This window comes from Faucicola sp. SE7633 (assembly GCF_059264685.1).
In genome coordinates this window covers 58,759-72,223 of the sequence record NZ_JCADBW010000003.1, presented here as the reverse complement: position 1 = coordinate 72,223, position 13,465 = coordinate 58,759, and the positions used below count along the sequence as shown (strand labels likewise).

Sequence of the window (13,465 nt, the reverse complement as noted above, 5' to 3'; positions counted from 1 at the left end):
CATGATAGACCGCCGCGTGGGCTTATCTGCTATCATCGCCTGCTTTTGTCTGTGCGGTGCGGTTGCGCCAAGTTATTCACTGTGCATGGGTTTAGCCATTAAGGGTTAATTGGCTCACCTCACCTGCCGCTGTTTGTCTCTGCCGTACTTTGCCAATGCTCGTGACTAGCAAAACACGGTATGACAAGCATGATACGCGATTTAAAAGCTTGCAATGTATAAAAACGTATGGCTTCGGTTATGATTTAACAGTTTGTTAGTGATTTAGGTTGATTAAAATGTCTTAGGCAGCACGTGCGCACACTTAGCAAACTTAGTCCAATTCATCCAACCACGCCATCTGAATGGCCTCTAGCTGCCCTTCGGTGGATTTGTTGGGATCGTCGGCAAAATCGGGCAGCGCCGTGACATAACGGTGTAAATCGGTAAAGCGAATGTACTGCACATCAACATCGGGATGCGCGTCCGCCAGCTCAATGGCGATGTCACGCGCGTCTGTCCACTTAAGTGCCATAGTTTTTTCCTTAAACTAAAAGTTGTTTTTTAATTGGCGCAATCGGCTAAACAATGCCAATGGCTCAATGGGTAAATTCTGTGCACGTGCCGCATGGGCCAGTGCCGCATTGTCCGCCACCGCGCGGATAAACGGATTGGTGAGGCGTTCAGCGGCAAGCGTGGTCGGCAGTGTTGGCTTGGGCGGCTGCTTGGCGCGTAGCGCGTTGGCATGGCGCAAGGCTTGGGCGATATCGGCGTTGTGGGGCTCGATATGCTGGGCAAAGCGCAGGTTACTGACGGTGTATTCATGCGCAGGGTAAAATACCGTATCAGCAGGCAGGTGATTTAAACGTTTAAAACTGTCAAATAACTGCTCAATAGTGCCGCTAAATACGCGTCCACAGCCTGCCGCAAACAAGGTGTCGCCACAAAACACGTGCTTTGTGCCGTCGATTTGTACCATAAAGGCGATATGCTCGGCGGTGTGCCCTGCAATGTGCCAAACGCTGGTGGGATGCCCCAACGCGCTTACCGCACTGTCCTCTTGCACAGGCACGATATTCAGCGATTTGGGCAATAGATGCGCAATGGCAGGATGGATCAGCACGGGCACATCGGGATACGCTTGGCAAACAGCTGCCACACCGCCGATATGGTCATGATGATGGTGAGTGATCCAGATCGCTTGTAAGTCCAACGCCTGTGCGCGCAAAAACTCAAGCGCAGGCGCGGCCTCGCCGATATCAACCAAAATTGCTTGCCCATGCGTTGGCTCAATCAACGCCCAGATATAATTGTCCTGTAAGGCAGGGATGGGCTCAATTGTCAAGGGCAATGTGGCGGGTTGGGTCATGGTGTTATCCGTATGTTTGGGCGGTGTCTGCTTAACGTGCAGGTACGGTCAAAGTTTGCCCGATTTTTAAATCCGCCGTGGGTGACAGATCATTCATATCCGCCAATTCTTTGGTTGAGATGTTGTATTTGCTGGCAAGGTTGATTAAGCCATCACCTGCTTTAACTTTGTAAGTCGTGGTGGTTTTGGGCACGACAATGCGCTGCCCTTTGAGTAAGTTGGCATTGGGCTTGAGGTTGTTCATCGCGGCAAGCTGGGCGGCGCTGATGCCGTACTGGCTGGCCAGGTTAATCAGGCCATCCCCTGCTTTGACGGTGTAGCGTTCGGTCGCGCCTTTGTAGCTGCTGGTTGCGCTGCTGTCGTCGCTGTCTGCACTGCGGCTGCTTTTGCTGCTGGATGATTTGGCTGACGTTGTCGTGTCGCTGCTTGCGCCTGCGTTGGGGATGGTCAGTTTTTGCCCGACCAGTAGATTATCCGTTGGCGATAGGTTGTTGGCTTTGGCAAGCTCGCTGGTTGATAAATCAAACTGTTTGGCTAGGCTGATTAGCCCATCACCTGCCTTGACGGTGTAGCTACTTGGACGGCTGGCAGCGACGCTGGTTTTGCTGGTCGAATGGTTGAGTTTGGCGGCTGCTTTGGCAGGCACGTTGATGGTTTGCCCCAGTTGAACGCGATATTGGGCATTAAAGTCATTTAGCGCGGCGATATCGTCGGCTGATATGCCGAGCCTATCGGCAATACCAATCAAGGTGTCGCCTGCTTGGATGGTGTATTTGCTGGCAGCAGCTTTACTGCCACTGGATGAGCTGGCAGTACCGCTTGCGGTTGAGGCAGGTTTGTCCGCGTTTTTGCTGGGCACCAGTGACAATTTTTGCTGCGTGCGTACTTGGTAGGTCACAGGGATGTTGTTAAAACGCGCCAAATCCCCGATGGATAGATCATATTTGGCAGCAATGCCTGTTAGGGTATCGCCTGCTTGCACGGTGTAGGTATCGGGGCGATTGGGCTTGCCATCAGCACTGCTGCGCGCGCTGGGTTTGGGCGATGGGCTGCTTTGGTTTGTGCTGCCTGTGTTGTCATCAACTTTACCTGGCACCAGCCATAGGCTTTGCTTGGTGCGTACTTGATAATTGACAGGTAGATTGTTGTAGCGCGCCAGTTCACTGACCGATAAGCCGTACTTGGCGGCAATGCCTGTCAGGGTGTCGCCTGCTTGTACGGTGTAGCTATCGGGGCGATTGTCCTTGTCATTCACAGGTTTGGCGTTGTAAATGTATAGATTGGTGCCAACGTATAGCGGCGCGTTGGCATCGATTTGGTTCCACTCAGCGATGTCACGCCAGCTTACGCCCAACTGGTTGGCAATTTGTTGTAAGTTATCACCACGTTTGACTTGATAAGTGGTGCGTGTGCCCTGTGGTTTGGGCTTTTTGGCAGGCGCGGTTTGGGTGGCTGTGCTGCTGTTGCGGCTTGTTGTGCCAAAACCAATGCCTGACCCCGAAGCCGACACAGATTTGACAGTCGGCTCTTTAAATGACAGCTGGCGACTCTCACCACGCGCTTCTAGCACCGACTGTTGGGTTTGGATGGCATCGAGTTTGATGTTGCCATCGCGCTGGCTGATGATTGGTTGATCGGGTGAGACTTGGGCGATTTGCTGGGCAATCATGTCGCGCTCAGCTTGGGTCAATGGCGGCTCTTGCATCACCGTGTTATTGCTGGTAATCGTTGCCGACGTGGTAGGCAGTGTGTTAGCAGATTGCATTTCAGCGGTGATGCTGCGCTGCTGGGCGGTGCTGATTGGCGGCTCACTGGATTGATAAGTACCGCTACCAAAACTTGCCAGTTCGCTTGCGTTGTCTACCGATGGCATCGGCGCGACGTAATTGGTATTTTGCTGTTGCACCATCGAGGTCGCCATCGCTGCCAAATCGCTGCTTGATGACGGCAAGCGCGTGTTAGGGCGCGTGGTTGGGGTGTTGGCGTAAGTTGGGCTGCGGTTGGTGGTTGTCGTCCCAAAGCTGCCGTCATTTGACCAGCTGGTGGTATTTTGTGCGCTCCAAACCGATGTGCCGCCGCCGCGTAATTGGCTGATTTTGGCATCTAGCGTGGTATTGACATCATTGGGAATCAAAATGCGGTTAGGCCCTGCGCTATCAACCATGCTGTTGAGCAGGCCGCCGTTGAGCGCGTACAGTTCTTCATAACTCACACCCGTCAAGCGGCTGACATCATACAAGCTGGTGCCAACGCCTGCAGGCACGCTACGAAAGTGCTGGCGGTTGGCAATGGCAGGCAAGTACACGCCATACGCCCCTGGATTTTTGACAATTTGTGCAACGGCAACAAAACGCGGCACATAGTTCATGGTCTCGGTCGGTAGGCGCAATGACCAATAGTCGGTTGGCAGACCGCGCGCTTGGTTGGCACTGATTGCCTGCTGCACGCGCCCAGGGCCTGCGTTGTACGCCGCCAAGGCCAGCTCCCATGAACCAAATTGGTTGTATAGCGCGGTCAAAAAGTCGTACGCGGCGCGTGTGGATTCGATGACATCGCGCCGTCCGTCAAAACTTGCCGTTTGGTTAAGCCCATAAATCCGCCCTGTACTGGGGATAAACTGCCACAGACCTGCCGCCGCCGCGTTACTGGTGGCGTTGGGATCATATGAGCTTTCAATCACAGGTAGCAGGGCAAGCTCGGTGGGGATATTGCGGCGTTCTGCTTCACGCACGGTGTGGTATAGGTAGCGGCTGGCGCGCGCGGTTAAGCGGTTGAGGTAGTCTTGGCGTGAGATAAACCAGCTTTTTTGCGCCTCAATGCGGGGGTCGTATTGATTGGCGTTCATTTTAAAATTTGCCCGCATCCGATCCCACAGGTTACCGTACTGCTGCACCAACAAGGCGCTGTTTTCCACCATCGTCATGTCGGTGGCCTCAAGCAAGCTTTCAAGCTCATCAAGGCTTTCTAAGTCCAGCAATGCCGCGCTTTGTTGCGTAACTTTGGCGGCTTGGGTGGTGGGCTTAGCAGGCTGTTGGATGACCACGCGCTGGGTGGTCTGCGGCACAACAACGCGGGTTGGTGGCTTACGCGTGGGTTGGCTTGGGGTACTGCTACACGCCACGGCCAGCCAGCTGGCTAGGGCGATGCTCAGAGGTTTAAGCACAAAATCTAAGGTTTTGTTTTTTTTAGTCAAATCTGTTTGTTGCATACACTAATCCCAAACCACCGCAAATTTCAAATCTATTTTATTAGGCTGCCTGCCAGACCTAAATACTTAAGCCTTGCTAAAGCCGCCACCTTCAAGCTGGGCAATCAATCACCCTGCCTGTATTCTAAGCCGAACAATTTAACACAAAACTTATGTGGCGCAAACGTCTAATATCTGCCGCACGCGGTTATCATCGGTTTTGGGGTGGTAGAGCCGCGCATTAAATCATCTGCCACTTTGCCACCGCTGGTTACTGCTCGATGGTCAGCTGGCTGATAGAGCGCGTCAGTACCACACCACCTGCGCCTTTGTTGAATGTCGCGCGTGAATCGGTGACCAATTTGGTCGGTTTGCCATTTTCGGTTAAAGTTTCAACGGTTTGTACGTTGGCGCGCGCCTGGTCGCCGCTGGTGACCACGTTGTCGATACGAATGCTATAGCTGTACGCGCCTGTTTTTGCCCAATTGGTTTGCAGCAGGTTGAGATAAGATTGTTTGTTGAGCGTGCCGCTTTTGCCCTTGCGTGTCACGGCGATGAGTACGTCGTTGTCAATCAAGCGGCTGACTTGGGCAGCGTTTTTGGCATTGGCGGCGCCAGACATTTGACGGGCAAAATTTTGTAAGTCGGCGTCGGTGATATCCGCCCATGCGGTTTGACTTATCAACGCGGTAGCCAACGCGATGGTACTTAGCGTGGCGCGTGGATAAGATAAGGTCTGAAAAAATGGTTTCATGGTGTCAGCTCGTGCATTGTTATGTTGATAAATTATCGGTAACGATTGGCTTTGCTGTGTGCCAGTTTGCGTGTTAGTTTATCACAAATCTTGTTACACCCTTGTAACAGCTTGCTAACTGATAGGCGTGATAGCACATATCGGCTGGATGATTCTTGGCCGTTATCACCCTGCCAACAGTCAGATTTTTTGTGATAAACATTTATTCAATTTGGCAAATCGGGTATCATGAACGGTTTAGCTGCCGCTTAGGCGGTCAAAGATTATCAGCGCTTAGATAGTGTGTTGTTTAGTTTTGTCTAATTTTGTTTTGGCATAAGGTTGGATTATGTTTGCTTTTATTTCACTGGCTCACGCTGAGCCTGCTGCCGCGCCTGCCGCCAGCGCCACGTCAATGATTGCCCAGTTGGTGTTACCGCTGGCGTTTTTTGCGATTTTTTACTTTTTTATCATCCGTCCGCAGGCACGCCGCCAAAAAGAGCATCGCCAAATGATTGACTCGGTCAAAGAAGGCAATGAGGTGGTATTTGCAGGCGGTTTGATGGGCAAGGTGGTGCGTGTGCAAGGCGAATACGCGGTGATTGCGATGAATGCCAATCAAGAGGTGATGGTGCAGCGCGCGTCGATTATTTCGGTGCTGCCTGCTGGCACGCTTGCTAGCCTAAAGCCTTGATTGTTCATGACTTATTTTTGGCGACTGACCCTTGAGGTGAGTTTAATTTTGATGTAAACAGAAGTCCATTATGCACTACCCTGCTTGGAAATATGTTCTTATTGCGCTGGTGCTGCTGGTTAGCACGATTTTTGCGCTGCCCAATTTATACCCCGATAAGCCTGCCGTGCAAATCACAGGCGCAGAGGCTGGTACAACACTTGATGCACAGGTGTTAAACCATGCCGAACAACTCTTGCGCCAGCACGGCATTGCCACCCACGACAACCAGTTTGATGGCAAATCCGCCCTGCTAAAGGTGAGTGATGAGTCCAGCGAAACCCAGCTTAAAGCCCAGCAACTGCTCAAAGAACAGCTTGGTGACAATTATGTCATCGCGCTTAACTTGGCACAAAGCACGCCTGCATGGCTACAACGCATTGGGGCGCATCCGCTCAAACTCGGCTTGGACTTGCGTGGCGGTGTGCGCTTTGTGCTTGAGGTTGATATGGCAAAGGCGGTCAGCCAACGCCTAGAGAACCTCACGCGCGATATTCGCACCGAGCTTGCCAGTCGTGGGCTTAGCACCACCACTGTCACCCCGATTGATGATGGGCTTGCGCTGGTATTTGCCGATAATGCCAGCCGTGACCGTGCGCTTGATATGCTGCGCGCACGTTTTGGACAGTATCAGCTACAACCTGTCATCAGCCCACAAGGCGCGGCAATTAACTTGACGTTAGGCGACACGCTACGCAATCAAATCGCGCAAGATGCGGTCACCCAAAACTTGACCACGCTGCGCAATCGGATTAACGAGTTGGGCGTGGCAGAAGCGGTGGTGCAATCGCAAGGCGCAAACCGCATTGTGGTCGAGTTGCCTGGTGTGCAAGACACCGCAGAAGCCAAGCGCGTCCTTGGGCGCACGGCAAACCTTGAGTTTCGTATGGTCGCTGATGGCAATGCCGCCTATCAGGCCAACCCAACCGCCATGCCACCTGCAGGCACTGAAGTATTTGCGTTTGGTGAGGTCAATTCACCGCGCAAGACCTTGCTTGAGCGTCAGCCTGTGGTGACGGGGCAAAATGTGCAGGACGCACAAGCAGGGTTAGACCAAAACAGCCGCCCACAGGTCAGCATCACGCTTGACAGCGCAGGCGGCCGCTTGATGCAAAACACCACGGCAAAATCGGTTGGTAAGCAAATGGCGGTGTTGTTTATTGAAAACAAACAACGCATCAGCTACCAAAAAGACCCTGCCACGGGTGAAACGGTTGAGGTGCGCACACCGTATGCCGAAAGCCGTATCATCAACCAAGCCACCATTCAAGGGGTGTTTGGCTCATCGTTTCAAATCACAGGCCTAGACAGCAATGCTGAAGCGTCAGAGCTGGCGTTGTTGCTACGCGCAGGTGCGCTCGCCGCGCCGATGTACTTTGTTGAAGAGCGCACGATTGGGCCATCTTTGGGCGCAGATAACATCAAAAAAGGTATTTTCTCAACCCAAGTTGGTTATTTGCTGGTGTTCTTGTTTATGTTGGTGTTTTATCGCCTATTTGGTTTGTTGGCGAATATTGCACTGGCATTTAACTTGATCATGATTTTGGCGATTATGTCGGTGATTGGCTCAGCACTGACGCTACCAGGGATTGCTGGTATTGTATTGACCATTGGTATGGCGGTAGATGCCAACGTATTGATTTTTGAGCGAATTCGTGAAGAGCTTGCCAACGGTGCACGTCCCAAATCGGCAATTGTGGCAGGTTTTGACCGCGCGTTTGTCAGTATCTTTGATGCACAAATCACCACGTTATTGGTGGCGTTTATCCTGTTTGCTATTGGCACAGGACCTATCAAAGGCTTTGCGGTAACGCTTGCTATCGGGATTATCAGCTCAATTTTCACCTCAGTGACCGTGACGCGCGCGCTGGCGCAATTGGCATATGGCTATCGCCGTCAAGTCAAGCGTTTGAGCATCGGCTAAGGGGAGCATTATGTCAGACAATCACAATCAGTCACACCGAGACGATGACGCGCTTGACGACGCACTTACACCAAATACCAATGCCCAAGACGCACAGCAGCGACTGGCAGATTTGGGCGTACAATCTTTAACGGCAGGCGACACATCGCGCCGCCAACGCCGCGCGCCCAGACGCTCAGGACGCGGTGGCAATCATGCCACCAAATCTCGTCAAGACACCCCCACCAACACGCCAACAACCGACGCGGTGCAAGATACCTCTACCAATGCGGCAGACCAAAACCATGAGGGACTGATCGCCACGCCTACCGCCGTTGGTGATGAAAAAACCTTGACGGGTAAGCGTGTAATCAACTTCATGAAAGTTACCAAACCGTTTGCCGTGCTATCGTTGATTTTGATGTTGGTCGGCTTGGGCGCGATTTTGGTAAAAGGTTTAAATCTTGGTTTGGATTTTACAGGCGGTGTGTCGGCAACGGTGGTGTATGCGCAGCCCGTGCAACAAGCGCAGGTACAGCAAGCCCTAGCCAGTCATCAAATCAATGACGGCGTGGTGCAATATCTGGGCAGCAACAAAGAGATTTTGCTGCGCCTGCCGCCACAAAATCAAGTGGAGGGGTTAAGCCAAACGCTTGATAAGGCTTTAGATTTGCCCAACAATGACGCGACGATTAAAAGCATTGATGTCGTTGGTAGCCAAGTTGGCAATGAAATTTATTTAAATTCCATCATGGCGTTGGCGTTGGCCTTGGTGTGTATGTTTATTTACGTCGCCGTGCGCTTTGAGTGGAAACTGGCGTTGGGCGCGGTGTTGGCATTGTTTCATGACAGCATCATCACGGTGGGGATTTTTGCCTTGTTTGGCTGGCCGTTTGACTTGACGGTATTGGCAGCGATCTTGTCTTTGGTCGGTTATTCGATTAATGATACCATTGTGGTGTTTGACCGTATCCGCGAAAACTTTCGTCGGGTGCGCGATGTCGATGCCACAACGATTGTCAATTTGTCTTTGACCGAAACCTTGCGCCGTACCATTATGACGATTTCCACCGTGTTACTGGTGGTGCTGGCAATGATGTTCTTGGGCGGTGCAAGCCTATATTGGTTTGCGGTGGCGTTGTTTATTGGTTTGATTTTAGGGACATTCTCCTCGGTGTATATCGCCAGCGCGATTCCGCTGTGGATGGGTATGTCACGCAAAGACTTTATTGTTGAGGTTAAACCCGAGTTTGTCGAAGAAGAAGTGGTCTTTGATGACCGCCACGCGCCTGTGTGGCCAGCCGAGGAGGTGGCAGACGCATCACCCGATGATGTGCGCCGCTAAGCTTGGCTGACGATTGCTTAAAAATTTGTTAAAAAAACGGTAGGGTCAGTCCATACCGTTTTTTTTTACCACGTTTGCCAGCATGCGCGCGTGATTTTGCTGATTTTTTTGGATGATTTACTTTTTAAAACCGCGATGCACAGCCACAATGCCGCCTGTGAGATTGTGGTAGTCACAATTTACAAAGCCTGCGTCTTGCATCATGGTTTTTAGGGTTTGTTGGTCGGGGTGCATACGAATCGATTCTGCCAAATATTGGTAGCTGGCCGCGTCATTGGCAACCAATTTGCCCATCAATGGCAGCGCGGTGAATGAATACACGTCATATGCCTTGGACAAGGGCTCAAACACAGGCTTAGAGAATTCAAGCACCAACAAGCGTCCGCCTTTTTTGAGCACGCGGTACATGGCGCGTAAGGCAGCGTCTTTGTCGGTGACGTTACGCAAGCCAAAGCTGATGGTGACCAAATCAAAACTTTCATCGGCAAATGGTGCTAGATTCTCAGCATTGGCAAGCACAAAATCCACGTTATTGCAGCCAGCGTTTAGCAAGCGCTCACGCCCGACTTCAAGCATGGCTTCATTGATGTCTGACAGCACCACGCGTCCGCTGCGCCCCACTTCACGGCTAAAGACTTTGGCCAAATCGCCCGTACCGCCTGCGATGTCTAGCACGTGTTGGCCTGCGCGCACGCCTGTTAGGCTAATCGCGTATCGCTTCCACAAACGATGAATACCAAATGACATCAAATCATTCATGATGTCGTATTTTTTGGCAACCGAGGTAAACACTTCGGCGACACGGTCTTGTTTTTCAGATTTGCGTACGCTTTGGTAGCCAAAATGCGTCACCTCATCGCCATCGGTGGCTTGGGTGTGTGGGTTTTGGATTGCGCTGCGGTCATAGTACCCTGTTTTTATGCCTGTGCCTGTGGCTTGCAAGGGTGTGGGTGTTTGCGCTGGCATGTGCGCATCATTGGCCATACTGTGGCTGGCAGGTCGGGTCATCTGCTGGCCTTGGGGGGCAGATGGTGGCAGGTCTTGGGTCGTGCCAAAAGCTTGCGTGCTGGCTTGCGCGCGCTGCGTGTGTTGCTGTGCCAAATCCGCTTGTACCTGCGCGTTGAGTGCCGCGCTGTCGGCCATACTGGCTTGAATCATCGCATCATGCGGATGGGCAGCTGTCGAGGGAGCGTCCGCCGCAGCGGTGTGTTGAGGGCTGGCAGGGCGGTTGTTGTTGGGGTCTTGGTTTGACACGTGTTTTCCTCAAATAGTTGATAAGTTGAGCAATATCATTGATTAAAATTGTTTAAATACATTTAAGCCACAAATGGATTGGGCTGGCCGCTGTGTACGTTGTCAATGATTTGGTGTTCTTTTTGGGCGAAATTTTCCATCAAATCACCCACGCTTTTAATCGGGCGAATGGCCTCAAACCCTTTGGCAATAAAGTCATACAACGCACCAAAGTTGTATTTGTAGGCGACAGGTTTTGCCAGCGCAAAGCTTTTTTGCATGACAAATGAGCGCAAATATTTGTCACTCTGGTAGCAGGTGGCCACCAAGGCATCAATTTGTTGATGGCGCGCTCGTGGTTGATTGACAGATCGATACGCCGCCAGCATGGTGTCATCATTGATGGGTAGGTTTTGTGCCTGTAGATACTGCGCCAGTGCTAAATCTAAGCCAATCGCCTCAACGGCTTGGCGCACCCCCTCTGCCCCCGTCGCCAAGGCATTGGCTGGGATGAATTTTTCAAGCTTGCCTGCCGTGCGGGTGATACGCCCGATTTGCTTGGCAAGTTGGTCAAACTGTTCACCGCCGTATAATTGATCAAACAAGTAAGATCCAAATGCTTGCTGTTTGGGCGGTGCAAAGAGCTCAGCGTGGGTTGCGGTCATACGCTCACGTTGCCACGCTTGGGCTTCTTGCAGTTTTTGCTTGAGCGCGTCATCGTGATGGTGTGGGTAGTGTTGGTATTGGTCAAGACTGGCTTGCAGCTGGGCAAAGCTTGAATCAGATAAATCAGACATAAGGCTGTGTGCTAAACCTATCAAAATAAACGTCAATAAAAACGTTATTATCAACCAAAACCCTACTTGCACAAAGACAAGTTTTGTTAAATTTTGCCACGCGCGGTTTGGGCAGCGGTCTGCCACCACGCCACGTGTGTTTGTATAGTATTTGGCAACCATTTGACCTATAATGATGGGTCAATTTTGGTGGTATGGTTTTCATTTAATTTTTTGACTTAATTTAGGTAGCTTGCAAAATATCCCAAGCCATGTGATGTTTTGCGCTTGATGGACGGACGATGGAACGATTACGCGAGTTTTTACAAGGCTGGGTTGGCAAAGGTTTGCTGGTGTTGTTTATGTTGCCGCTTGCCGTGACGGGGGTGGAGTCGATTCGCCACAGTGGTGATGACCCCAATGCCGTTGCCAAGGTGGGTGAGCTCAACGTGCCACAATCTGCGCTGCAAAACGCCATCAACCAACGCCGCCAAAGCCTGCTTGCGCAAGTCGGTGGCGATGCCAGCTTGATCAATGACGCGATTTTGCGCGAACAAACGCTTGCTGGGCTGATTGACCGCTATTTGATTGCCAACCAAAGCCAAAACTTGGGCTTTAGCGTGTCGGACGCTGCCATCACCCAAATGCTGGCGACTGAGCCGACGTTTTTGGATGAAAATGGCCAGTTTTCGCAAGAACGTTTTGCCAGTTTTTTGCAGCAACAAGGCATGACCAAAGCCCAGCTATTTGACACGCTGCGTCAAGATATGACGCTTGCTGCGTTTAGCCGTGGTGTGATTAACACCGCTGTTTACCCACTCACAGGCGTTGATAAACTGCTTAGCCAGCAAACCCAGCTGCGTCCTGTGTGGGTTGCGCGCGTGCCATGGCAGTCATTTGCCGCGCAGGTACAAGTCAGTGATGCGCAGATTAATCAGTATTATCAGCAGCATAAAGCCGAGCTTAACAGCGCTGATGCGGTGGATTTGGCGTACGTGGTGCTGGACAAAACCGCCTTATCTGCGCCTACACCGTCTGAGGCAGACATCCAAGCGGCGTATCAGCAGTATATCGCCAACCACCCCAACGCGCCAGAATATGACGTGTCGATGATTTTAATCAACGACACCAACGCCCAAGCAACGCTCAATCAGCTTAAAACCCAACTGGATAACCAACAGGCCGATTTTGCTGCCCTAGCCAAACAATATTCGCAAGACGATGGCAGCAAAAACAACGGCGGCAATATCGGCACGCTAAGCCAAGCGATGTTCCCAAAAGACTACGCGGCGGTGCTGGCGGCTGTCAAAAACCTACAAGTTGGGCAAGTGTCTGCACCCGTCAAGACCCAATACGGCTACCAGCTGTTTAAGCTCAATAACATCAGCGGTGATGCGCCGCCTGATTTGGCGACCCTGCGCCCAACCTTGGTGGCACAGTTGCAAGCGCAAGCGCAAGACGCGCACTACCAAGATTTAATCCGTCAAATCAACAATGACGCCGTCACCGGTGTGGGGGTGGCAGAGCTTGCCAAACGCTACCATCTGACGGCCAACACGCTGCCAAATTACCAAAAAAATAACCAGCAAGGTCTCAACCAACCTGCGGTGCTGGCCGCGGCGTTTGACCCACAGCTACGTGGCGCGGCCAACGGCATGGGGCATGTCTCAACAGGTATTGACCTCAAGGACCGCACCGTGTGGCTACAGCCAAATAACTTTCGCGCTGCCCACGCGATGACACTTGCCGAGGCGCGCCCTGTCATCCAGCAAAAACTGGTGCAACAACAAGCGCAGGCTTTGGCACTGGCACACGCCAAACAAATCGCCGCCGCGGTACAGCAAAAAAACAGCGTCGAGGGTGTGGGGGCCGCATTTAGCCAGCTGGGTGATATCAATCGCCAAAACCCTGCCCTTAGTGATGCCGAGCGTGTCAGCGCGTTTAGTGTACCTGCCCGTGCTGACAAACTGGCAGTCACCACACAAGCCACACCGACAGGCGCAAGTGTGCTGGTGGGCGGCGTGATTCATCAAGATCCCCATGCCATTGATGCTGCCAGTAAGCGCGAGGCGGCTGACATGGTGCGCGATGCGATTGGGCAAGGTCAATTTGAGGATTATTTGGCGTATCTACGCGGCAATACCAAGGTGACGGTAAAACCATCCCCTGTTACCAACCCGTCATAAAAACTTGGCATTTTTATAGAG

10 protein-coding genes are annotated in these 13,465 nt (G+C 52.0%); 4 read left to right on the top strand and 6 right to left on the bottom strand.

Annotated elements, in window-relative coordinates; all coding sequences use genetic code 11:
- Positions 1 to 313 precede the first annotated feature (313 nt).
- From iscX to AC5L4R_RS01960, 4 genes are all read right to left on the bottom strand, one after another.
- Positions 314 to 514 carry a Fe-S cluster assembly protein IscX gene (gene iscX / locus AC5L4R_RS01975; protein WP_494472124.1) on the bottom strand — a complete coding sequence of 67 codons (201 nt, stop codon included), beginning with the start codon at positions 512 to 514 and terminating at the stop codon, positions 314 to 316.
- Positions 515 to 529: 15 nt separating this feature from the next.
- Positions 530 to 1,348 (bottom strand): hydroxyacylglutathione hydrolase, encoded by an 819-nt coding sequence (gene gloB, locus AC5L4R_RS01970; RefSeq protein ID WP_494472123.1) that lies wholly within the window; start codon positions 1,346 to 1,348, stop codon positions 530 to 532.
- Between the two features lie 31 nt (positions 1,349 to 1,379).
- Positions 1,380 to 4,556 (bottom strand): LysM peptidoglycan-binding domain-containing protein, encoded by a 3,177-nt coding sequence (locus AC5L4R_RS01965; RefSeq protein WP_494472122.1) that lies wholly within the window; start codon positions 4,554 to 4,556, stop codon positions 1,380 to 1,382.
- A gap of 250 nt (positions 4,557 to 4,806) precedes the next feature.
- Positions 4,807 to 5,289, bottom strand: coding sequence for a hypothetical protein (locus tag AC5L4R_RS01960; protein WP_494472121.1), 483 nt, complete (start codon positions 5,287 to 5,289; stop codon positions 4,807 to 4,809).
- A 328-nt stretch (positions 5,290 to 5,617) separates the two neighbouring features.
- On the opposite strand from AC5L4R_RS01960, the gene yajC reads away from it, so the two are divergent.
- The 3 genes from yajC (at position 5,618) to secF (ending at position 9,249) form a co-directional block, all read left to right on the top strand.
- Positions 5,618 to 5,962 (top strand): preprotein translocase subunit YajC, encoded by a 345-nt coding sequence (gene yajC, locus AC5L4R_RS01955; protein WP_494472120.1) that lies wholly within the window; start codon positions 5,618 to 5,620, stop codon positions 5,960 to 5,962.
- Between the two features lie 70 nt (positions 5,963 to 6,032).
- Positions 6,033 to 7,925 (top strand): protein translocase subunit SecD, encoded by a 1,893-nt coding sequence (secD, locus tag AC5L4R_RS01950; protein ID WP_494472119.1) that lies wholly within the window; start codon positions 6,033 to 6,035, stop codon positions 7,923 to 7,925.
- Between the two features lie 10 nt (positions 7,926 to 7,935).
- The gene (gene secF, locus AC5L4R_RS01945) at positions 7,936 to 9,249 is read left to right on the top strand and encodes a protein translocase subunit SecF (RefSeq protein ID WP_494472118.1); all 1,314 of its coding nucleotides are present in this window, start codon (positions 7,936 to 7,938) and stop codon (positions 9,247 to 9,249) included.
- 117 nt (positions 9,250 to 9,366) lie between these two features.
- Here the strand turns inward: secF and ubiE are convergent, their stop codons facing one another.
- Together ubiE and AC5L4R_RS01935 are read right to left on the bottom strand one after the other, a co-directional pair.
- Positions 9,367 to 10,233, bottom strand: a complete 867-nt coding sequence (gene ubiE / locus AC5L4R_RS01940) for a bifunctional demethylmenaquinone methyltransferase/2-methoxy-6-polyprenyl-1,4-benzoquinol methylase UbiE (RefSeq protein WP_494472204.1) — start codon at positions 10,231 to 10,233, stop codon at positions 9,367 to 9,369.
- 332 nt (positions 10,234 to 10,565) lie between these two features.
- The gene (locus tag AC5L4R_RS01935; protein ID WP_494472117.1) at positions 10,566 to 11,279 is read right to left on the bottom strand and encodes a DUF8198 family protein; all 714 of its coding nucleotides are present in this window, start codon (positions 11,277 to 11,279) and stop codon (positions 10,566 to 10,568) included.
- 281 nt (positions 11,280 to 11,560) lie between these two features.
- Here AC5L4R_RS01935 and AC5L4R_RS01930 point away from each other — a divergent pair, with 281 nt between their 5' ends.
- The gene (locus AC5L4R_RS01930; RefSeq protein ID WP_494472116.1) at positions 11,561 to 13,444 is read left to right on the top strand and encodes a SurA N-terminal domain-containing protein; all 1,884 of its coding nucleotides are present in this window, start codon (positions 11,561 to 11,563) and stop codon (positions 13,442 to 13,444) included.
- The last annotated feature ends 21 nt before the right edge of the window (positions 13,445 to 13,465 follow it).